General features: G+C 69.6%; 20 protein-coding genes and 5 tRNA genes. 16 read left to right on the top strand and 9 right to left on the bottom strand.

Annotation, left to right across the window (positions count from 1 at the left end; genetic code table 11):
* Nucleotides 1-207 precede the first annotated feature (207 nt).
* From PV396_RS29145 to PV396_RS29160, 4 genes are all read right to left on the bottom strand, one after another.
* On the bottom strand, nucleotides 208-783 hold the full coding sequence (locus PV396_RS29145) for a GTP-binding protein (protein WP_006375318.1): 576 nt from the start codon (nucleotides 781-783) through the stop codon (nucleotides 208-210).
* On the bottom strand, nucleotides 764-1,162 hold the full coding sequence (locus PV396_RS29150) for a DUF742 domain-containing protein (protein ID WP_006375303.1): 399 nt from the start codon (nucleotides 1,160-1,162) through the stop codon (nucleotides 764-766). Before PV396_RS29150 ends, PV396_RS29145 begins: the two co-directional genes overlap by 20 nt.
* Nucleotides 1,163-1,270: 108 nt before the next feature.
* Entirely contained in the window at nucleotides 1,271-1,684 is a 414-nt protein-coding gene (locus tag PV396_RS29155) for a roadblock/LC7 domain-containing protein (protein ID WP_044471908.1), read from the bottom strand.
* A gap of 9 nt (nucleotides 1,685-1,693) precedes the next feature.
* Nucleotides 1,694-5,566, bottom strand: coding sequence for a nitrate- and nitrite sensing domain-containing protein (locus PV396_RS29160; RefSeq protein WP_319209666.1), 3,873 nt, complete (start codon nucleotides 5,564-5,566; stop codon nucleotides 1,694-1,696).
* Between the two features lie 607 nt (nucleotides 5,567-6,173).
* Between PV396_RS29160 and PV396_RS29165 the strand changes: the two genes are divergently transcribed.
* The 3 genes from PV396_RS29165 to gltX all read left to right on the top strand — a co-directional run bounded on the left by PV396_RS29165 (nucleotide 6,174) and on the right by gltX (nucleotide 8,814).
* On the top strand, nucleotides 6,174-6,362 hold the full coding sequence (locus PV396_RS29165) for a hypothetical protein (RefSeq protein ID WP_006379594.1): 189 nt from the start codon (nucleotides 6,174-6,176) through the stop codon (nucleotides 6,360-6,362).
* Nucleotides 6,363-6,560: 198 nt separating this feature from the next.
* On the top strand, nucleotides 6,561-7,337 hold the full coding sequence (locus tag PV396_RS29170) for a fumarylacetoacetate hydrolase family protein (RefSeq protein WP_319209669.1): 777 nt from the start codon (nucleotides 6,561-6,563) through the stop codon (nucleotides 7,335-7,337).
* Nucleotides 7,330-8,814, top strand: coding sequence for a glutamate--tRNA ligase (gene gltX / locus PV396_RS29175; protein ID WP_319209672.1), 1,485 nt, complete (start codon nucleotides 7,330-7,332; stop codon nucleotides 8,812-8,814). Before PV396_RS29170 ends, gltX begins: the two co-directional genes overlap by 8 nt.
* A gap of 62 nt (nucleotides 8,815-8,876) precedes the next feature.
* Here gltX and PV396_RS29180 read toward each other — a convergent pair whose 3' ends face one another.
* Nucleotides 8,877-9,161 carry a hypothetical protein gene (locus PV396_RS29180; RefSeq protein WP_319209675.1) on the bottom strand — a complete coding sequence of 95 codons (285 nt, stop codon included), beginning with the start codon at nucleotides 9,159-9,161 and terminating at the stop codon, nucleotides 8,877-8,879.
* 36 nt (nucleotides 9,162-9,197) lie between these two features.
* Here PV396_RS29180 and PV396_RS29185 point away from each other — a divergent pair, with 36 nt between their 5' ends.
* From PV396_RS29185 to PV396_RS29210, 6 genes are all read left to right on the top strand, one after another.
* Nucleotides 9,198-9,929 (top strand): HAD family hydrolase, encoded by a 732-nt coding sequence (locus tag PV396_RS29185; protein WP_319209677.1) that lies wholly within the window; start codon nucleotides 9,198-9,200, stop codon nucleotides 9,927-9,929.
* Between the two features lie 92 nt (nucleotides 9,930-10,021).
* Nucleotides 10,022-10,093, top strand: a tRNA-Gln gene (locus tag PV396_RS29190).
* A gap of 49 nt (nucleotides 10,094-10,142) precedes the next feature.
* Nucleotides 10,143-10,215: transfer RNA gene (locus tag PV396_RS29195), tRNA-Glu, on the top strand.
* A gap of 62 nt (nucleotides 10,216-10,277) precedes the next feature.
* Nucleotides 10,278-10,350: transfer RNA gene (locus PV396_RS29200), tRNA-Glu, on the top strand.
* Nucleotides 10,351-10,370: 20 nt separating this feature from the next.
* Nucleotides 10,371-10,442, top strand: a tRNA-Gln gene (locus PV396_RS29205).
* A gap of 42 nt (nucleotides 10,443-10,484) precedes the next feature.
* Nucleotides 10,485-10,557, top strand: a tRNA-Glu gene (locus PV396_RS29210).
* 73 nt (nucleotides 10,558-10,630) lie between these two features.
* On the opposite strand, the gene PV396_RS29215 is transcribed toward PV396_RS29210, so the two are convergent.
* On the bottom strand, nucleotides 10,631-11,272 hold the full coding sequence (locus tag PV396_RS29215) for a MerR family transcriptional regulator (protein ID WP_319209680.1): 642 nt from the start codon (nucleotides 11,270-11,272) through the stop codon (nucleotides 10,631-10,633).
* Between the two features lie 98 nt (nucleotides 11,273-11,370).
* On the opposite strand from PV396_RS29215, the gene PV396_RS29220 reads away from it, so the two are divergent.
* Entirely contained in the window at nucleotides 11,371-11,871 is a 501-nt protein-coding gene (locus tag PV396_RS29220; RefSeq protein WP_319209682.1) for a DUF4188 domain-containing protein, read from the top strand.
* 160 nt (nucleotides 11,872-12,031) lie between these two features.
* Here the strand turns inward: PV396_RS29220 and ndgR are convergent, their stop codons facing one another.
* Nucleotides 12,032-12,748: an IclR family transcriptional regulator NdgR gene (gene ndgR, locus PV396_RS29225; protein ID WP_210588063.1), complete on the bottom strand. Its 717-nt coding sequence runs from the start codon at nucleotides 12,746-12,748 to the stop codon at nucleotides 12,032-12,034.
* A 194-nt stretch (nucleotides 12,749-12,942) separates the two neighbouring features.
* On the opposite strand from ndgR, the gene leuC reads away from it, so the two are divergent.
* From leuC to PV396_RS29245, 4 genes are all read left to right on the top strand, one after another.
* Nucleotides 12,943-14,373: a 3-isopropylmalate dehydratase large subunit gene (leuC, locus tag PV396_RS29230; protein WP_319209687.1), complete on the top strand. Its 1,431-nt coding sequence runs from the start codon at nucleotides 12,943-12,945 to the stop codon at nucleotides 14,371-14,373.
* Nucleotides 14,374-14,379: 6 nt separating this feature from the next.
* Nucleotides 14,380-14,973: a 3-isopropylmalate dehydratase small subunit gene (gene leuD / locus PV396_RS29235; RefSeq protein ID WP_319209690.1), complete on the top strand. Its 594-nt coding sequence runs from the start codon at nucleotides 14,380-14,382 to the stop codon at nucleotides 14,971-14,973.
* Between the two features lie 266 nt (nucleotides 14,974-15,239).
* Nucleotides 15,240-15,470: a hypothetical protein gene (locus PV396_RS29240; protein WP_319209693.1), complete on the top strand. Its 231-nt coding sequence runs from the start codon at nucleotides 15,240-15,242 to the stop codon at nucleotides 15,468-15,470.
* 138 nt (nucleotides 15,471-15,608) lie between these two features.
* Nucleotides 15,609-16,256, top strand: a complete 648-nt coding sequence (locus PV396_RS29245; RefSeq protein WP_319209695.1) for an HU family DNA-binding protein — start codon at nucleotides 15,609-15,611, stop codon at nucleotides 16,254-16,256.
* A gap of 79 nt (nucleotides 16,257-16,335) precedes the next feature.
* On the opposite strand, the gene PV396_RS29250 is transcribed toward PV396_RS29245, so the two are convergent.
* Both PV396_RS29250 and cofC read right to left on the bottom strand, forming a co-directional pair.
* A complete protein-coding gene (locus tag PV396_RS29250; RefSeq protein WP_319209698.1) occupies nucleotides 16,336-16,557 on the bottom strand; it encodes a hypothetical protein in 222 nt (73 codons plus the stop codon).
* Nucleotides 16,558-16,566: 9 nt separating this feature from the next.
* Nucleotides 16,567-17,205 (bottom strand): 2-phospho-L-lactate guanylyltransferase, encoded by a 639-nt coding sequence (gene cofC / locus PV396_RS29255; protein ID WP_319209701.1) that lies wholly within the window; start codon nucleotides 17,203-17,205, stop codon nucleotides 16,567-16,569.
* Nucleotides 17,206-17,418: 213 nt separating this feature from the next.
* On the opposite strand from cofC, the gene PV396_RS29260 reads away from it, so the two are divergent.
* The gene (locus tag PV396_RS29260; protein ID WP_319209704.1) at nucleotides 17,419-18,267 is read left to right on the top strand and encodes a lysophospholipid acyltransferase family protein; all 849 of its coding nucleotides are present in this window, start codon (nucleotides 17,419-17,421) and stop codon (nucleotides 18,265-18,267) included.
* Nucleotides 18,264-19,274, top strand: coding sequence for an NAD(P)H-dependent glycerol-3-phosphate dehydrogenase (locus PV396_RS29265; protein ID WP_319209707.1), 1,011 nt, complete (start codon nucleotides 18,264-18,266; stop codon nucleotides 19,272-19,274). The genes PV396_RS29260 and PV396_RS29265 overlap by 4 nt, the downstream gene beginning before the upstream one ends.
* The last annotated feature ends 41 nt before the right edge of the window (nucleotides 19,275-19,315 follow it).

Here is a 19,315-nt window from a genome sequence, read left to right on the forward strand (position 1 = left end):
TAAGCCCCAGATAAAACGGTCATAAAGAACGAGCCCCGTCAAAAGACGGGGCTTATGTGAGCGCAGCGAGACCAGGTGACCGCGACGCGTGGCCATACCACCAGATATCTCTGTCGAAACGTTATGAAGACCGGGGCCGACCGTGTCAAAGGCCACAGCCGGCTCCGGTGTATCTACGACAACTGGCGTACGGCATCGCGGATTTGGCTACCTCAGGCGCGCCATGAGGGCGTGCTCGACCAGCGTGATCAGCGCACTCTTGGCATCCGAGCGGTGCCGGGCGTCCGTCGTGATGATCGGGGCGTCCGGGCCGATCTGGAGCGCCTCGCGCACTTCTTCGGGGTTGTACGGCTGGTGCCCGTCGAAGCCGTTGAGGGCGATGACGAACGGCAGGCCGCTGTTCTCGAAGTAGTCGACCGCGGGGAAACAGTCCGCGAGCCGGCGGGTGTCGACCAGGACCACGGCGCCGATCGCGCCGCGCACCAGGTCGTCCCACATGAACCAGAACCGGTCCTGGCCCGGCGTACCGAAGAGGTACAGGATCAGGTCCTGGTCCAGGGTGATACGGCCGAAGTCCATGGCCACCGTGGTGGTGGTCTTGTCCCCGGTGTGCGTGAGGTCGTCGATACCCGCGGAGGCCGATGTCATCACGGCCTCGGTACGCAGCGGGTTGATCTCCGAGACGGCACCCACGAACGTGGTCTTGCCCACGCCGAAGCCACCCGCGACCACGATCTTCGCGGAGGTGGTGGCCCGGCCCCCGTCAGAGCTTGCGAAGTCCACTGAGCACCCTTTCGAGCAGTGTCACCGCTGGTGCACCGCCGTTGTTCTCGTCGCCGCCCGGCTGGTGGATGGCGACCAGTCCGGCCTCGGCGAGGTCCGCGACGAGGATGCGGGCCACACCGAGCGGCATGGCGAGGAGCGCCGACACCTCTGCCACCGACTTGACCTCACGGCACAGGTGGCAGATGCGCTGGTGCTCGGGCAGCAGTCCCATCAGCTGGGCCGGATCGGCCGTCGTGCTGATCAGCGCCTCGATGGCGAGCTGGTAGCGCGGCCGGGTCCGGCCGCCGGTCATGGCGTACGGCCTTACCAGCGGCTGGTCGCCCTCGTCCTCGTACGTATGAGCGTACGGATCATGAGAGGCGGTGGGCGGGGTCATGAGTCCTCCGGGCGGGACAGCGTCGGTCAGTCGTGCCGTCTGACAGGGCCGGTGGGGGAGATGTGGCGGCCGGACGGTGTTTTGGTGAGACGGGTGGATCCGGAACGGTCAGTGGAGCAGACTGCCCTGTAGTTCGGCGCGCAGATCCGGGGTGAGCACGGCGCCCGCCCGGTCGACCAGGAGCGCCATCTCGTAGCCGACGAGGCCGATGTCGCAGTCCGGGTGGGAGAGGACCGCGAGCGACGATCCGTCCGAGACGGACATGAGGAAGAGGAACCCGCGCTCCATCTCGACGACCGTCTGGGCCACCGTCCCGCCCTCGAAGATGCGCGAGGCACCCGCGGTGAGCGAGGTGAGCCCGGACGCGACCGCGGCGAGCTGGTCGGCGCGGTCCCGCGGGAAGCCTTCCGACATCGCCAGAAGGAGACCGTCGGCGGACACGACGACGGTGTGGGACACACCGGGGGTGTTGTCCACGAAGTTGGTTATCAACCAGTTGAGGTTCTGTGCCGCCTGGCTCATCTGGCTCAACTATCGCTCCTGCTGGTGAGTGGGGCTGGGGAAGCTGCCCGTCTGGTCGGAGCCGGTACCGGCCTGCCGACCCTGGGCGATGCCCCTACGGAGGTTGGTCAGCCGGCCGCGCACGTCATCGGGCGCACGCGAGACCGCCGGACCGCTTTGGTGCTGTTGCTGCTGAGCCGTACCCGGTACGAGGTTCGCACGCGGGACCCGGCGCGGAAGGCCGGAAGTAGTGACGCCACCGGCGGCCGGCTGGCGGACCCGCTCGGCCTGCCGGACCAGCTCGTCGTTCGGCGAGGTGCGCCAGGAGCCGGTCGAGGCCGGCGCGGCCGCCGGACGCGGGGGAGTGGCCGCGGCGGACGGCTGCGAGGGCGCCGAACCGTTGCTGCTGCCATTGCCGCTGCTGCTGGTGCCGTTGGTTTGCGGCCGGCCGTTCTGCGGCTGGCCCTGCTGACCCTGCCCGTGGAACCAGTTGGTCTCCAGGGTGTCGTACAGCGGGGTCCGTCCGTCACCGGGGCCGCTCGCCGGCGGCAGGGCCTCCGGCTGCGGCGGGCGCGGCGGGACCGGCGGCCGGGAGCCGCCGAAGTCCGCGGGGCCACGGCCGGCGCCCGGCTGCGGGCGCTCGAACTGGCCGGTGGACGACGGGTCCTGCTGACGGCGCGGCACCGGGCCCCGGTTGTCGAAACCGGAGGGCGCGGGGAACTGGCCGGTCGAGCCGGAGTCGTACCCGGTCGGCGCCGGGAACTGGCCCGTCGAGCTGTTGTCGTACGACGGCGGAGTGAACTGCCCTGTGTTCTGCGGGCCGGGCTGGCCGCCGGGCGGCGTGCCGAAGACGTCCGAGCGGACGTACGACCCGTTCTGCTGGCCGCCCATGTCGCCGGAGCCGTTGTAGCCGGGCAACGGGAACTGGCCGGTGTCCGAAGGGCCGCCGGGACGCGGGGCGTTGTAGTCGGGGCGGGCGAACTCGGAGGTGGCCGCCGGATTCTGCAGATCGTCGATGCGGGGGATCGCCGGCATCTCGGAGGTCGCGGCCGGACCGCCCCGGTCGTCGATGCGCGGCATCCGTGAGGTGGCGTCCGGCTCCTCGTGACCGCGCGGGGTGTCCAGCGAGGCACGCGGCACCGGAGGCTGCGCGTTCTCGTCGCTCCAGCTCGGCCGCGACGGCGCGTTGCCGCCGGGCAGCTCGGGACGCGTACCGCCCCGCGGCGGGAGCTGCGGACGGCGCCCGCCGCCCTGACCCTCCCCGCGCTGCGGGGGTACGGGGGCACGGGAGCCGCCGAAGGCGTCCTGGCGACCGTTGGTGTTGCCGAAGGCGTCCTGGCCCTGGCGTCCGCCCTGACCGTCGCCGAAGCCGCCGGCCGCCTGGAGGCCCTGCGGGGCACCCGGCGCCTGACCGCCGAAGCCGCCCGCGCCGGCCCCGGCCGGAGCCGGCCTGCCGCCCTGCTGAGGAGCGCCCGGACCCTGCGGTCCACGCGGGGCCGCACCCGGGCGACCGCCCGCGTCCCGGCCGGGCAGCGCGGCGCGCGCACCCTGGCCGGAGCCGACCTGACCACGCGGCGCCGCACCGGCGCCGAGGAGCCCGCCACCGGCGGGAGCGCCCTGGCCACCGCCCCGGCGGGCCGCGGCCACACCGGCGGCGGCCTGCGCGGCGGCGGGACCGCCCACGGGGGCACCGCCCTGACCGGGCTTGCCCGGAGCGGGCTTCTTGCCGCCCTGGGCGACATCGACGGGGAGCATGACCAGCGCGGTCGTACCACCGGAGTCGGAGGGTCGCAGCTGGATACGGATGCCGTGGCGCTGCGAGAGGCGGCCGACCACGAACAGACCCATGCGGCGGGAGACCGACACGTCCACGGTGGGCGGCGCGGCGAGCCGCTCGTTGATCGCCGCGAGGTCCTCGGGGGAGAGGCCGATGCCGGTGTCGTGGATCTCGATCAGCACGCGGCCGTCGGGCAGCGCGTGACCGGTGACCTTGACCTTGGTCTGCGGGGAGGAGAACGACGTGGCGTTCTCGAGCAGCTCGGCGAGCAGGTGCACGAGGTCGTTGACGACCCGGCCGGCGACCTCGGTGGTCGGGACCGAGGAGAGCTCGATGCGCTCGTACTGCTCCACCTCGGAGGCCGCGGCGCGCAGCACGTCGACCAGCGGGACCGGACGGGTCCAGCGGCGGCCGGGCTCCTCACCGGCGAGGACGAGAAGGTTCTCGCCGTTCCGGCGCATACGGGTCGCGAGGTGGTCGAGCTTGAAAAGGGAGGACAGCTGGTCCGGGTCGGCCTCGCGGGACTCCAGTTCGGAGATGAGCGACAGCTGACGCTGGATGAGGCCCTGGGAGCGGCGCGAGAGGTTGGTGAACATCGCGTTGACGTTGCCTCGCAGGAGGGCCTGCTCGGCGGCCAGTCGGACGGCCTCGCGGTGCACGTCGTCGAAGGCCGCGGCCACCTGGCCGATCTCGTCCCGGGAGTGCACACCGACCGACTCGACGGAGGTGTCGACGTCCTGCGGGTCGGACTCGGACAGCTGCTTGACCAGCTCGGGCAGCCGGTCCTGGGCGACCTTGGTCGCGGTGTCCTGGAGCCGGCGCAGCGAGCGGATCATGGAGCGGGCCACGACGAAGGCGCCGACCAGCGATACACCGAGCACGAGCAGGATCAGCGCACCCGAGATGATCGCTTCCTGCTCGGCGTCCTGGCGCAGCGCACGAGCCTTCTGCTCCATCTCGTTGAGCAGCGTCAGCTCGATGGTCTTCATCTGCTGGATCTTCGCCGAGTCGTCGTCGACCCAGTCCTTGTAGGTGCGCTTCTGCAGCGTCTGGAGGCCGTCCCTGCTCTGCAGGATGCGCTTGGCGTAGAGGTCGGCCGCCGTGATCGTCGGGCTGCCGTCGTCGATCGGCTTGAGGAGATCCTCGGCGCCGTCGCCGTAGATGCTCTTGAAGCTCTCGAGCTCGGAGTCCTGGCTGTTCAGGGCCGACTCGGCGTAGAGCCGGTCGTTCTCCGTGAGCCTGCCGGACTTCGCGGGGTCCTCGGGCAGTGCGGCGGCGATGACCGCACGCTGGATGGACGCGTATTCCTTGGCCGACGAGAAGGCGGCCAGCGAGCGGGTACGCGTGATCATCTCGGGGTTGCTGGTCGCCTCGGCCATGTCCTGGGAGAGGTCGAGCAGCTGGGTGACGAGCCGGTGGTAGGCCTCGACCGTCTGCGTGGAGTTGTCCGGGTCGTCGTAGGCCTTGCTGCGGATGTCGCTGAGGTTGCTCAGCTCGCTGACCAGACCCACCAGGCTGTCACGGACACCGCTGAGGGTGCCCTTCTTGCTGGCGGCGTCGATCTCCTCGGAGCCGTCGATGAAGTTGGCGAGGGCCCGGTCGGTCTTGTCCCGTACGCCCTTGACGCCCAGGTCGTTGGCCGACGCGCCGTGCGCGAGGGGGCCGGCCGACTGGTCGCGCTCTTCCTGGAGCGCGGCGGAGAGCTCGGTCGCCTGCTTGGTGATGTCGGTCAGCAGCCGCATGTTGTCGAGCTGCTGGATGTCGTCCATGTTGTCGCTGATGCGCAGGGCACCGAGCGAGGTCGCCGCGACCACGGGGAGGGCGAGCAGCGAGACGAGGCGGGTCGAGATTCGCCAGTTGCGCAGAGCTATTCGCGTGCCGGGGCCGCTGGGACCCTTGGCGGGCTTCACGGGCGGCGGGGCGGCCGCGGGCCCACCGGTGGCGCCCTTCTGGCCGGGTCCGCCGGGCACACCACTGCCAGGGCGCGTCGACCGCTCGCCGTTGTCGCCGGTCAGAGCTGGCTGGCCCGGGGTCTGGGCGTGCTGGGGGGAGGAACCGTTACCGGTTCCGTTGTGTGGCTCCGGCTCCGCCGAAGCGCTGCCATCCCTCTTGAAACGTCCCTGCACTAGCGTCGCAACCTCTGGACCAGGCGTCCTTCCGCGTGAACGGACGGACGGTGTCGGCGTATAAGGGGCGCCCTGAAATGCGCCCCCCATGGTGGTCGTGAGTAACCCGGCGCGGTTCCCCCTAACGTGCCGCCGCTCGGCGCTGCTTCGCGCCCCCTGTGCGCCGGCTCGATTCCCGCGGCGGTCCGTGGAATTCCAGCACAGTGCCGGATCTCCAACAAGGCCAATGGGTCACGGTGTGACGACGATGACACCTCGTGAGTGCTCAGTCACGAGGTGTAGAAGGCGATTCCGTACATACCGGGCGAATTTCGATGCGTCGCGGGGGTGTGGGCGGTGTCCAGGTCGCCATGATCAGGAGCGGAATGCGGGCTTCAGTGAGGCAATGTCCGTTTCATGGAGGGAGGGTAGAGGTCGGAATTGACCGTTTTGCCCATGGATTCGTGAGGAAACTCACACGCCGTTCAAGGGGTCTCCGTGACTTCCCCAGGGAATCGCATGTTTAGCCTGACGCTTTACAGGGATGGCGAATCCGACAACCCGCGCGCGGACAGCGGCTTCCAGCCGCGCCGAGTGCCCGGACACGACAGGGTCGAGGACTACAACAGTGAAGACGACGACGATGTTCCGCAACATCGCAAACCCGCGGCGCACGACGCTGGCGCACCTGACGGACGCCGACGAGCTGACGCCCGTCGAGCAGCCGGAGCACTCCGTAGACCTCCCCACCCAGACCGCCAACCCCCGCCGCACCATCCTCATGGACGCCCCGGTCGCGGCCTCCGTCGCGGAGTAGTACGCACGAGTCCGCCCGGTTGCTCAGGGCGGACCCCGCGAATGTCTGTGTGTCAAGGGCGCCCGTGCCCCTCGTACCCGGTTCTCCGCCGTACGAAGGTCACGGGCGCCCTCGCTTATTGCGCGAGGCGCCCGCCCGCGGCGCGTTAGCCTGGACCGTCAGACTCCAGCCGGACCAGCAGAGGGGCGCAGGAATCCCGTGCGCATCGCCAGATTCTCCATCGACGGGAACGTCGCCTTCGGCGCGGTCGAGGGTGACAAGCCGGACGAACTAGTCCTCGACATCATCAAGGGCATCCCGTTCGCCGACTTCGAGCTCTCCGGCACGAAGGTCCCCCTCGACAAGGTCCGGCTGCTGCCGCCGGTGCTCCCCAACAAGGTCGTCGCCTACGGCCGCAACTACGCGGAGCACGCGAAGGAACTCGGCAACGAGGTGCCCGACGCCCCGTTCGCCTTCTTCAAGCCGTCCACCTCGGTGATCGGCTCCGGCGACGACATCCAGTACCCCTCCTTCTCCGAGGAACTGCACCACGAGGCCGAACTCGCCGTGGTCATCGGCCGGATGTGCCGCGAGGTCCCGCGCGAGCGCGTCAAGGACGTCATCCTCGGCTACACCTGCGCCAACGACATCACCGCGCGGGACGTACAGAAGCGCGAGAAGCAGTGGGCGCGGGCCAAGGGCTTCGACACCAGCTGCCCCCTCGGCCCCTGGGTGGAGACGGACCTCGACCCGTCCGACCTGACGATCCAGCTCACGGTCAACGGCGAGCAACGCCAACTCGGCCGCACCAGCGAGATGATCCACTCCATCGAGGATCTGATCGTCAACATCACCGAGGCCATGACGCTGCTCCCCGGCGACGTGATCCTCACGGGCACCCCGGCAGGCGTCGGACCGCTCACCGTCGGCGACGAGGTCGCCGTCACCATCGAAGGCATCGGCACTCTCACCAACAAGGTTGTCAAGCGTGGCTAGCGCACCCGCCCCCGCCGTCCGAGTACGGTTCTGCCCGTCGCCCACCGGTAACCCCCACGTGGGCCTGGTCCGTACGGCCCTGTTCAACTGGGCCTACGCCCGCCACACCGGCGGCACGTTCGTCTTCCGCATCGAGGACACCGACGCGGCCCGCGACTCCGAGGAGTCGTACGAGCAGCTGCTGGCCTCGCTGCGCTGGCTCGGCTTCGACTGGGACGAGGGCCCGGAGGTGGGCGGTCCGCACGCGCCGTACCGCCAGTCGCAGCGCATGGACATCTACAAGGACGTCGCGGCCAGGCTCCTGAAGGCCGGCCACGCGTACTACTGCTACTGCTCCACCGAGGAACTGGACACCCGCCGCGACGCAGCCCGCGCCGCCGGCCGGCCCTCCGGCTACGACGGCCACTGCCGCGAGCTGACCGACGAGCAGGTGTCCGCGTACACCGCCGAGGGCCGTACGCCGATCGTCCGCTTCCGGATGCCCGACGAGACGATCACCTTCACGGACCTGGTCCGCGGCGAACTGACCTTCACCCCGGAGAACGTCCCGGACTACGGGATCGTCCGAGCCAACGGCGCACCCCTGTACACGCTGGTCAACCCGGTCGACGACGCGCTGATGGAGATCACGCACGTCCTGCGCGGCGAGGACCTCCTGTCGTCGACACCGAGGCAGATCGCCCTCTACAAGGCGCTGACCGAACTGGGCATCGCGAAGTCCGTACCGGACTTCGGGCACCTGCCGTACGTGATGGGCGAGGGCAACAAGAAGCTCTCGAAGCGCGACCCCGAGTCGAGCCTGAACCTCTACCGGGAGCGCGGCTTCCTTCCGGAGGGCCTGCTCAACTACCTCTCCCTGCTGGGCTGGTCCCTCTCGGCCGACCAGGACATCTTCACCATCGACGAGATGGTCGCCGCCTTCGACGTGTCGGACGTCAACCCCAACCCGGCCCGCTTCGACCTCAAGAAGTGCGAGGCGATCAACGCCGACCACATCCGCCTCCTCGACGTGAAGGACTTCACACGGCGCTGCGCGCCCTGGCTGCAGGCCCCCTTCGCGCCCTGGGCGCCGGAGGACTTCGACGAGACGAAGTGGCAGGCGATCGCGCCGCACGCCCAGACCCGCCTCAAGGTCCTCTCGGAGATCACGGACAACGTCGACTTCCTGTTCCTGCCCGAGCCCGCCTCCGACGAGGCGTCCTGGGCGAAGGCGATGAAGGAGGGCAGCGACGCCCTGCTGATCACGGCGAGGGAGAAGCTGGAGGCCGCCGACTGGTCCTCCGCCGAGTCCCTGAAGGAGGCCGTCCTGGCCGCCGGCGAGGCCCACGGCCTCAAGCTCGGCAAGGCCCAGGCCCCGGTCCGCGTGGCCGTCACCGGCCGCACGATCGGCCTGCCCCTCTTCGAGTCCCTGGAGATCCTGGGCAAGGAGAAGACACTGGCACGGATCGACGCGGCCCTGACCCGTCTGGCGGCGTGACCCCGGAACACATGTGAGGGGCGGCACCCGGAATCCCGGGTGCCGCCACTCACGCGTTCGCCTCAGACGGCGTCGTTCTCGTCGACGAGATAGGCGCTCTCCTCGAAGATTTCCACGGCGACGACGACCATGACGGCCGCCGCCACCACGTACTGCAACATCACACCAGGGGCCACGTACGCCTTCCGCAGGTGTTCGTCAGGGCCGAGCTGCGCCGTCGATGCCTTGTGGAAGGGATCGCGGGCCAGTATCCGAACGGCCCTGTCGAGCCGGGACCGGCGTTCTGCGGGCAGGTCGTCGAGCGTCGCACGGGCCTCGACGGTGAACTGGGCGCGGTACTCGTTCATGCCCTGAGTGTTCCAGCCCGCGCTACCGTCCCTGTCATGACGATCCGAGCCGTCGTCTGGGACATCGACGACACCCTCTTCGACTACACCACGGCAGATCGCACCGGCATGCGCGAGCAGCTCGTGGCCGAGGGGCTGCTCGACGGGTACGGGACCGTCGAGGAGGCCCTGGTGCGGTGGCGGGAGGTCACCGACCGGCAGTGGGCACGGTTCGCGGCGGGGGAGACCGACTTCCAGGGGCAGCGCCGGGAGCGGGTGCGCGTGTTCCTGGGCGCGGAGCTCACCGACGCGGAGGCCGACGCCTGGTTCGACCGGTACATCGGGCACTACGAGGCCGCCTGGGCGCTCTTCCCGGACGTACTGCCCGTCCTCGACCTCCTCGCCGCCAGTCACCGGCACGGGGTGCTCTCCAACTCCAGCCTTCTCGTGCAGGACCGCAAGTTGCGTGTCCTCGGCGTACGCGACCGCTTCGAGTCCGTCCTGTGCGCGGCCGAGCTGGGCGTCCACAAGCCGGACGCCCAGGCCTTCCACGCGGCCTGCGAGGCCCTGGACCTGCCGCCGGGGCAGGTGGCGTACGTCGGGGATCACCCCGACATCGACGGGCGGGGTGCGGTAGACGCCGGAATGCTGTCCGTGTGGATCGACCGCGGCGGCCTCGGCGTCGTCGAACGTGCCCCCGGGGGCCCGCACCGGATCGCCTCGCTCGCCGAACTCCCCGCGCTCCTCGGCGCCGATACCCGTTTTGGAGCGCCGTCCACCTTCGGGTAATGTTCTTCCTGCGCCGCCGGAGAGCGGGCCGAAAGGGCCGGGAACCGGAGGCGCACGCTAGAACAAGAGCTCCGCAGGGGCTCGCGTTCCAGTGGCCTATGGTGTAATTGGCAGCACGACGGTTTCTGGTTCCGTTAGTCTTGGTTCGAGTCCAGGTAGGCCAGCTCGCAGATTGCTTCAAATCTGCACCCGTGGAGATCAGACTCCACACAAGCCCCCGTTGTGTAGCGGCCTAGCACGCTGCCCTCTCACGGCAGTAGCGCCGGTTCGAATCCGGTCGGGGGTACAGATCCTTCCCGGAGGGTCAGTACGGGTCGCACCCGCTGACTCTCACGCAGGATCGCTAGGGCCCCCGTTGTGTAGCGGCCTAGCACGCTGCCCTCTCACGGCAGTAGCGCCGGTTCGAATCCGGTCGGGGGTACGTTTTACTGTGAATCACCTTGGTCTATGGTGTAATTGGCAACACTACGGTTTCTGGTACCGTCATTCTTGGTTCGAGTCCAGGTAGACCAGCTCGATCTGCGGCGATGTAGTTTGAACGCTTGCAAGATCCTCGCCCCCGTTGTGTAGCGGCCTAGCACGCTGCCCTCTCACGGCAGTAGCGCCGGTTCGAATCCGGTCGGGGGTACGTCAGTGCAGATGGCCCTCCGCTTCGGCGGGGGGCCACTTTGCATTTGCGGCAGTACGGCCGTGCTCCTCGCCTAGAGCCCGTACCGACGTGCCGACTCCTCCTCCTGGGCCAGCCGGTGCAGTGCCGTGAGGACCGGCTCGAAGAGCACCGTCGCCGCCACCGCTGTCTCGACCCGCTCCGCCTCCGACGCGTGCATCTCCAGATAGTCCAGGTCCTGGTTCGCCACCTGGTGCATCAACTCCGCGTACGGCGCCATCAGTTCGGCGTTCCAGGGATACCCCAGCCGGATCAGCGCGGCCACTGCCACGACCAGTGAGCGGTGCACGGGGGAGAGGGGGCTCAGCTCGCGCGCGGTCTCCCAGCCGAGGCCCGTCAGCAGCCGGTCCACCTCCCGGCGGGCGGCGACCACGGCCGGGTCGGCGTCGTCCGGCTCGGGGCCCTGCGGCAGCGCCCACAGGGCCGCGCCCAGGCGGATCGTACGGCCCAGGGAGTCGTCGTCGACATGGCCGAGCACCTCACGGGCGGTGGCGACGGGTATACGGCCCACCTGGATCAGCGCGCGCACCAGTCGCAGCCGGCGCAGATGACCCTCGTCGTACTCCGCGGTCGTCGTGTTGATCTGCCGGCCGGGTGCCAACAGGCCTTCGCGCAGGTAGTACTTGATCGTCGCGGTGGACACACCGCTGCGCTCGCTCAACTCCGCCAGCCGCATGTCTTGCGCCTTTCCTCGGACGACGGCACGATCCAAGCACGCGGTGGTCGGATAGTGCCGCTAGCCAATGGGGGCCGACGGCCCGACGGGGAGGTGTCATGTTCGCGAAGCCCAACGCGGGCCGCACGACGGCGGCGGCCGAGGGGGAGGTCGTCGTCCTGCTCATCGGGACGCGCATCAACCACTTCTGGGCCGTGCATCACTGGGTGCCGGTGCTCACCGCCATGCCGCGGATGCTGCGGGAACTGAAGAAGGATCCGTCGCGTGGACTGCTCAAGTACGTCCTGCTGACGGCGTCGCCGAGGACGTACTACGTCGTCCAGTACTGGGAGTCGAGGGAAAAGCTGTACGCGTACGCCGCGGCGTCGGACATGTTCCACCACAAGGCGTGGTCGCGCCTCAACCGCAAGGAGCGGGAGGGGAAGATCCGGCAGCACGTGGGGCTGTGGCACGAGACGTATGTCGTGCCCGAGGGGTCCTACGAGTCGATCTACGCGGACATGCCCGCGTTCGGGCTGGCGGCGGCGCACGGAGTGCTGCCGCTGGAGCGGCGGGGGCGGTCCGGCAAGGAGCGGTTCGCTCACCGGTCGACGCGGTAGGGGTTCTGCGGGGGTGTGAGTGCGAGTGCTCTGTGGCTTGTCGCGCAGTTCCCCGCGCCCCGGGTGGGTGGGGCATCGCCCCTGTCATGGAAGTGCCCCCGGGAACGGCCTGCCGCGGCGTTGAGGCCGGCCGGCTCCCGGGGGCGTACGTCTCTGCTGCTCAGCCAGTGCGGCGCAGCGCCTCCGACAAGCGGGCCGCCGCGTCGATGACCGCCTGGGCGTGCATGCGGCCGGGGTGCCTGGTCAGGCGCTCGATGGGGCCGGAGACCGAGACGGCGGCCACCACGCGGTTCGACGGGCCGCGCACCGGGGCGGAGACCGACGCGACGCCCGGTTCGCGCTCGCCGATGGACTGGGCCCAGCCCCGGCGTCGTACGCCCGACAGCGCTGTCGCTGTGAAGCGGGCGCCCTGGAGGCCGCGGTGCAGGCGCTCCGGCTCCTCCCACGCCATCAGGATCTGGGCCGACGAGCCCGCCTTCATCGTGAGCGTCGAGCCGACCGGGACCGTGTCCCTGAGGCCCGAGAGGCGCTCGGCCGCGGCGACGCAGATGCGCATGTCCCCCTGGCGGCGGTAGAGCTGCGCGCTCTCGCCCGTCAGGTCGCGGAGATGCGTGAGCACCGGGCCGGCGGTCGCGAGGAGGCGGTCCTCGCCGGCTGCCGCCGCCAGTTCCGCGAGGCGCGGGCCGAGAATGAAACGGCCCTGCATGTCGCGCGCCACCATGCGGTGGTGTTCCAAGGCCACGGCGAGGCGATGTGCCGTGGGTCGTGCGAGTCCGGTCGCCGCGACCAGACCCGCGAGGGTGGCCGGACCGGACTCCAGAGCGCTCAGGACAAGGGCTGCCTTGTCCAGAACGCCGACGCCGCTACTGTTGTCCATGAAACGATACTCGCGTCTCACTCTGTGAAACGCAAGTTCATTTTCCGGTGGAACGCGCCACTCTGGAAGACACAGCGGCCCGCCGACCAACGGGCCCGGCGGCGAATGCCCGGACGAGGGGTACGGTCGGTCGCCTCCACAAGATCTCTATCTAGATGGGCCGGCGCTCACACAGGCCGGCCGGAGGGAAAGCGATGGGTAGGACACTCGCGGAGAAGGTCTGGGACGACCACGTCGTCCGGCGCGCCGAGGGCGAGCCCGACCTCCTCTTCATCGACCTGCACCTCCTGCACGAGGTGACCAGCCCGCAGGCCTTCGACGGTCTGCGCCAGAACGGCCGTAAGGTGCGACGCCTCGACCTCACCATCGCGACCGAGGACCACAACACCCCGACCCTCGACATCGACAAGCCCATCGCCGACCCGGTCTCCCGGGTCCAGCTGGAGACGCTGCGCAAGAACTGCGCCGACTTCGGCGTGCGGCTGCACCCGCTGGGCGACGTCGAGCAGGGCGTCGTCCACGTGGTGGGACCACAGCTGGGGCTGACCCAGCCGGGCACCACCGTCGTCTGCGGCGACTCCCACACCTCCACGCACGGCGCCTTCGGCGCGCTGGCCTTCGGTATCGGCACCTCGCAGGTCGAGCATGTGCTGGCCACCCAGACGCTGCCGCTGGCCCGCCCCAGGACCATGGCCATCACGGTCGACGGCGAGCTGCCCGAGGGCGTCACCGCCAAGGACCTGATCCTCGCGATCATCGCGAAGATCGGTACGGGCGGCGGCCAGGGCTACATCCTGGAGTACCGCGGTTCCGCCATCGAGAAGCTCTCGATGGAGGCCCGGATGACCATCTGCAACATGTCGATCGAGGCCGGCGCCCGCGCGGGCATGATCGCTCCCGACGAGACCACCTTCGAGTACCTCAAGGGCCGCCCGCACGCGCCCGAGGGCGCGGACTGGGACGCGGCGGTCGAGTACTGGAAGACGCTCCGCACCGACGAGGACGCGGAATTCGACGCCGAGGTCGTCATCGACGGCGCCGCGCTGTCGCCGTTCGTCACCTGGGGCACCAACCCCGGTCAGGGCGCGCCGCTTTCGGCAGACGTCCCCGACCCTGCTTCGTACGAAGACGCTTCGGAGCGCCTCGCCGCCGAAAAGGCCCTGGAGTACATGGGGTTGGAGGCCGGGCAGGCGCTCCGCTCCATCAAGGTGGACACCGTCTTCGTAGGTTCCTGCACCAACGGCCGGATCGAGGACCTGCGTGCCGTCGCCGAGATCGTCGGGGGCCGCAAAGTCGCCGACGGCGTACGGATGCTGGTCGTCCCGGGCTCGGTGCGGGTCGGTCTGCAGGCCGTCTCCGAGGGGCTGGACGTGGTCTTCAAGGAGGCCGGCGCCGAATGGCGGCACGCGGGCTGCTCGATGTGCCTGGGCATGAACCCCGACCAGCTGGCCCCCGGTGAGCGCTCCGCGTCCACCTCCAACCGCAACTTCGAGGGCAGGCAGGGCAAGGGCGGCCGTACGCACCTGGTGTCGCCGCAGGTCGCCGCCGCGACGGCCGTACTGGGCCACCTGGCCTCCCCGGCCGACCTGTCCGACGCCGACACCCGTACGCCCGCTGGAGTCTGATCAGCCATGGAAGCATTCACCACGCACACCGGCCGGGCCGTCCCGCTGCGCCGCAGCAACGTCGACACCGACCAGATCATCCCTGCTCACTGGCTCAAGAAGGTCACGCGGGACGGGTTCGAGGACGGGCTGTTCGAGGCCTGGCGCAAGGACGAGAACTTCGTCCTCAACCGGCCCGAGCGCAAGGGCGCGACGGTTCTGGTCGCCGGCCCCGACTTCGGTACGGGCTCCTCGCGCGAGCACGCCGTCTGGGCGCTGCAGAACTACGGTTTCAAGGCCGTGATCTCGTCGCGCTTCGCCGACATCTTCCGCGGCAACTCGCTCAAGAACGGCCTGCTCACGGTGGTTCTGGAGCAGGAGATCGTGAACGCGCTGCAGGAGCTGACGGAGAACGACCCCGAGGCCGAGATCACCGTCGACCTGGAGGCCCGCGAGGTGCGCGCCGAGGGCATCACCGCCTCCTTCGACCTCGACGAGAACGCCCGTTGGCGGCTGCTGAACGGCCTGGACGACATCTCCATCACCCTGCAGAACGAGGACGACATCTCGGCGTACGAGGCGAAGCGTCCCTCGTACAAGCCGTGGACGCTCAAGGTCTGAGCCCGAAGGCCCTTCGCAAGTAGGGTTTCGGCCACTGCAACACCCCCTCTGTACCCCCGATCGCCACGATTGGGGGTACAGCTGTGTCTGCCTTCGGACCCGTTCGCACCCCCGGTCGGGAACTCTCAACTTCCCACGTTAGAAAGGGTGTTGATGGGGTACCCGCGTCTTGACAGCGCGGCCGCGAACTGAACACGGAAGGCCGTTTGAGGCAGCAGTTGCCCCCTGCGCAGGCGACAACTCGCCCCAGATGGCACAATCTGTGCATGGAACACGACGGCCAACTCGAGCTCTACACGGCGGTCGCGGCCCAACTCAAGGAAGCGCACACAAGAGTGCGCGCACTGCAAGTCCCGGAGGGCGTACGGATGGCGCTGACCCGGAAGCTGCTGGTCATTACGGCCGCGGCCAAGCACGATCTCGCCGATGCGACAAGGCGGCTGGAACGCTTCGCGGCGGACCTCGACGAGGGTCGATTCCCCGACGAGGACCGCTGAGGAACTCCGTGACAGCCCGAGTTCGTTGCGGCACAAGGGTGATTAGCCCGTTTCGTGTTTGATTTGCGGTATATATCTGCCTAACGTGCGAAAAAGCTTGAACACTTTCGTTCTGGCAATGTCTCCGAAGGGGAAGACGTGAACAAGGCGCAGCTCGTAGAAGCCATTGCGGACAAGGTCGGTGGCCGCCAGCAGGCCGCCGATGCCGTCGACGCGGTCCTGGACGCCATCGTCCGCGCGACCGTCAGCGGGGACAGGGTCTCGGTCACGGGCTTCGGTTCGTTCGAGAAGGTCGACCGCCCGGCCCGTTACGCCCGCAACCCGCAGACGGGCGAGCGGGTTCGGGTCAAGAAGACCTCGGTCCCCCGCTTCCGTGCGGGCCAGGGCTTCAAGGACCTGGTGAGCGGCTCGAAGAAGCTCCCGCGTGGCGGCGAGGTCGCGGTCAAGAAGGCCCCCAAGGGCAGCCTGAGCGGCGGCGGCGCTGCCGCGACGGTCAAGAAGGCCGCGGCGAAGAAGGCCACCACCGCCAAGAAGGCGACGGCGAAGCGGACGACCGCCACGGCCAAGAAGGCGGCGCCGGCGAAGAAGACGACCGCGACGAAGACCACGGCCAAGAAGACCACCGCGAAGACCGCGGCGGCCAAGAAGACCACGGCCACGGCGAAGAAGACCGCCGCCAAGAAGGCCCCGGCGGCCAAGAAGGCGACGGCGACCAAGGCTCCGGCCCGCAAGTCGGCGGCCCGTACCACCACCGCCAAGAAGGCCGCCACCGCCCGCACCAAGTAGGGCGCAAGGGCACAACGCGCCGGGCCGGACTCCCCGAGGGAGTCCGGCCCGCGGCGTGTCCGGCCCGTTCGCTACGTGCTCAGAAGGTCTGCAGGGTGACGAGCGTGATCCGCAGGGCCTCCCCGGCTCCGGCCCCGGCCCCGCTGCCCTCGACCTCGATGCGCACCCGCTGCCCGGGCCGCAGCAGCCTCAGCCCGCCCGCGTCGAACGCCGGCGCGTCGAAGGGAACGGGGGTGCCGTCGTCGAGCAGCACACTGCCGCTGCGTGTCCCGGCGTCGTACGTGTACGCGGTCGCCTGCATGTCGGCAGCCTACTGGCCAGCGAGCAGCAGACCCTCGACGGCGGTCGCCGTCCGCGCCCCCACCCCCAGGGCGAGCGCCGCCCGCAGATCGTCGCCGGTGTCCACGTCCTGGCGTACGGAATTCACCGAGGCGAGTCCGAGTTCCACGGCGCCCGAGTCGCGGTGGCGGTTTCGGGAATGCGGGCCGAAATGCGGAAGCAATTCCTGACCGGGGCGGGCGGTCAGCAGAGTGGTGCCCACGGTGGCCGCGTCCGCGAGGAAAGCGCGCGGGAATCCGGCGGCGGCATCCAGGACGAGGGCCAGCTCCAGGGGGCGCAGCGCCGGCAGATCGGCGTTCAGGGCCGCGACAGCACTGTCCGGCCGCCTCGCCCGCACGGCCGTCGCCGCGTGCGCCAGAGCGGCGTTCAGGCCGCCCAGGGGCTCGTCGGGGACGATCGCCGCGCCCAGCGCGGCCAGTTCGCGGGCCGCCAGGTCGTCGTTCGTGACGACTGCCACATCACGGACCGCCGGGCAGGCGAGCACCGCCGCCACCGTGTCCTGTGCGAAGGCCAGCGCGAGACCGGGGCGGAGTCCGTCGTGCGCGGTGTCCGCGAGCCTGCTCTTGGCCCGCGCGAGGGGCTTGAGGGGTATGACCACTGTCCACTGCACGCGCGTTCCGCCCCTCCCTCGCCACTGCGGCTGCTCGTCCGGCGCTCGCCCGGTCACCCCCATTGTCACCTGGCTGTCATCAAAGCCCATCGGGTGGTGTCGGTGCCGGGGCGTACGGTGTTCTCGACAGACCGGAAGCCCGGGGCGACACTTGTGCGGCCCCCGGGCGGACCGGCAGAGGTCCTGGTCCAGGCCTTAGAGGAAGGTGTCCGCGTGCCCCGCCGCAGAATCGGCTTCTGGTACCGCCTTGCTGCGGTCATCTGCAAACCGCCGCTGGTGGTTCTGATCAAGCGGGACTGGCGCGGAATGGAGAATATTCCGGCGACGGGCGGATTTATCACCGCGGTGAACCACAATTCGCACGTCGATCCCTTCGCCTACGCGCACTACCAGTACAACAGCGGACGTGTTCCGCGCTTTCTGGCGAAGAGCGGGCTTTTCAAGAAGGGGTTCAGCGGTCTCATGATGCGGAACACCGGACAGATCCCGGTCTACCGCGAGACCACCGACGCGCTGAGCGCGTTCCGGGCCGCGATCGACGCCGTGGAGCGCGGTGAATGTGTCGTGTTCTACCCCGAGGGCACCATCACCCGCGACCCGGACCAGTGGCCCATGACCGGCAAGACCGGCGCCGCCCGGGTCGCCCTGCAGACCAAGTGCCCGGTGATCCCGGTGGCCCAGTGGGGCGCCAACGAACTCCTCCCGCCGTACGCGAAGAAGCCCAACATCCTTCCTCGCAAGACCCACCACGTCCTCGCGGGCCCGCCCGTGGACCTGACGCGGTTCTACGACAAGGAGATGAGCCCCGACCTCCTGAGGGAGGCGACGGAGGTCATCATGGCCGCGGTCACCCGCCAGCTGGAGGAACTCCGCGGCGCGAAGGCCCCGAAGACTCCGTACGATCCGCGCCAGGAGCGGATCGAGCAGCGGCGTCGCACGGCGGCGGAAGAGGCGCAGGACGCGCTGGACGCGCAGGCGGCGGCACAAGAGGCGGCCGCAGCGGCAGAAGCAGTGGAAGCAGTGCAGGCACGGGAAGTTCAGGAAGAAGGGCAGGGCAAGTGAGCGAGCCGGTCAAGGCGGCGGTGTTCAGCGCGGGATCGTGGGGGACCGCCTTCGGCATGGTGCTCGCGGACGCCGGCTGCGAGGTGACCCTGTGGGCCAGACGCCCCGAACTCGCCGAGGCGATCAACTCCACGCGGACGAACCCGGACTACTTCCCGGGCGTCGAACTCCCGGAGAACCTCCGCGCCACCACGGACCCCGCCGAGGCCGCCCGCGACGCCGACTTCACGATACTCAGCATCCCCTCGCAGACCCTGCGCGGGAATCTCGCCGAGTGGACACCCCTGCTCGCCCCCGACACGGTCCTCGTCTCCCTCATGAAGGGCGTCGAACTCGGATCGGCGATGCGGATGAGCGAGGTCATCGACGACGTCGCCAAGGTGGGCCAGGACCGGATCGCGGTCGTCACGGGCCCCAACCTCGCCCGGGAGATCGCCGCCCGCATGCCGGCCGCGGCGGTGGTCGCGTGCACGGACGACGCCGTGGCCCAGCGCCTCCAGACCGTCTGCCACACCCCGTACTTCCGCCCGTACACCAACACCGACGTCGTCGGCTGTGAACTGGGCGGCGCCGTGAAGAACGTGATCGGTCTGGCCGTCGGTATCGCCGACGGCATGGGTCTCGGCGACAACACGAAGGGCTCGCTCATCACGCGCGGCCTCGCCGAGACCGCCCGCCTCGGCCTCGCGATGGGCGCCGATCCGCTCACCTTCGCGGGACTCGCGGGCCTGGGCGACCTGGTGGCGACCTGCTCCTCGCCTCTCTCCCGCAACCACACCTTCGGCACCAACCTCGGGAAGGGGATGACCCTCGAGGAGACCATCGCGGTCACCAAGCAGACCGCCGAGGGCGTCAAGTCCTGCGAGAGCGTGCTGGATCTGGCCCGCCGGCACGGCGTCGACATGCCGATCACCGAAACGGTCGTCGGCATCGTGCACGAGGGCAAGCCGCCCGTCGTGGCCCTCAAGGAACTGATGTCGCGCAGCGCCAAGCCCGAACGACGCTGACAACAGGGGTATGCGGGCGCTGACTCAGCGCCCTACCACCG

Origin of the sequence: Streptomyces sp. ME02-8801-2C (assembly GCF_033793965.1) — a bacterium.
GTDB lineage: Bacteria > Actinomycetota > Actinomycetes > Streptomycetales > Streptomycetaceae > Streptomyces.

Bases quoted from the DNA above. Each gene is read 5' to 3' on its own strand.
- PV396_RS29150 (WP_006375303.1), bottom strand. From the start codon at position 1,162: ATGACCCCGCCCACCGCCTCTCATGATCCGTACGCTCATACGTACGAG.
- PV396_RS29155 (WP_044471908.1), bottom strand. From the start codon at position 1,684: ATGAGCCAGGCGGCACAGAACCTCAACTGGTTGATAACCAACTTCGTG.
- PV396_RS29180 (WP_319209675.1), bottom strand. From the start codon at position 9,161: ATGAACGAGTACCGCGCCCAGTTCACCGTCGAGGCCCGTGCGACGCTC.
- PV396_RS29185 (WP_319209677.1), top strand. From the start codon at position 9,198: ATGACGATCCGAGCCGTCGTCTGGGACATCGACGACACCCTCTTCGAC.
- PV396_RS29215 (WP_319209680.1), bottom strand. From the start codon at position 11,272: ATGCGGCTGGCGGAGTTGAGCGAGCGCAGCGGTGTGTCCACCGCGACG.
- PV396_RS29220 (WP_319209682.1), top strand. From the start codon at position 11,371: ATGTTCGCGAAGCCCAACGCGGGCCGCACGACGGCGGCGGCCGAGGGG.
- ndgR (WP_210588063.1), bottom strand. From the start codon at position 12,748: ATGGACAACAGTAGCGGCGTCGGCGTTCTGGACAAGGCAGCCCTTGTC.
- leuC (WP_319209687.1), top strand. From the start codon at position 12,943: ATGGGTAGGACACTCGCGGAGAAGGTCTGGGACGACCACGTCGTCCGG.
- leuD (WP_319209690.1), top strand. From the start codon at position 14,380: ATGGAAGCATTCACCACGCACACCGGCCGGGCCGTCCCGCTGCGCCGC.
- PV396_RS29240 (WP_319209693.1), top strand. From the start codon at position 15,240: ATGGAACACGACGGCCAACTCGAGCTCTACACGGCGGTCGCGGCCCAA.
- PV396_RS29250 (WP_319209698.1), bottom strand. From the start codon at position 16,557: ATGCAGGCGACCGCGTACACGTACGACGCCGGGACACGCAGCGGCAGT.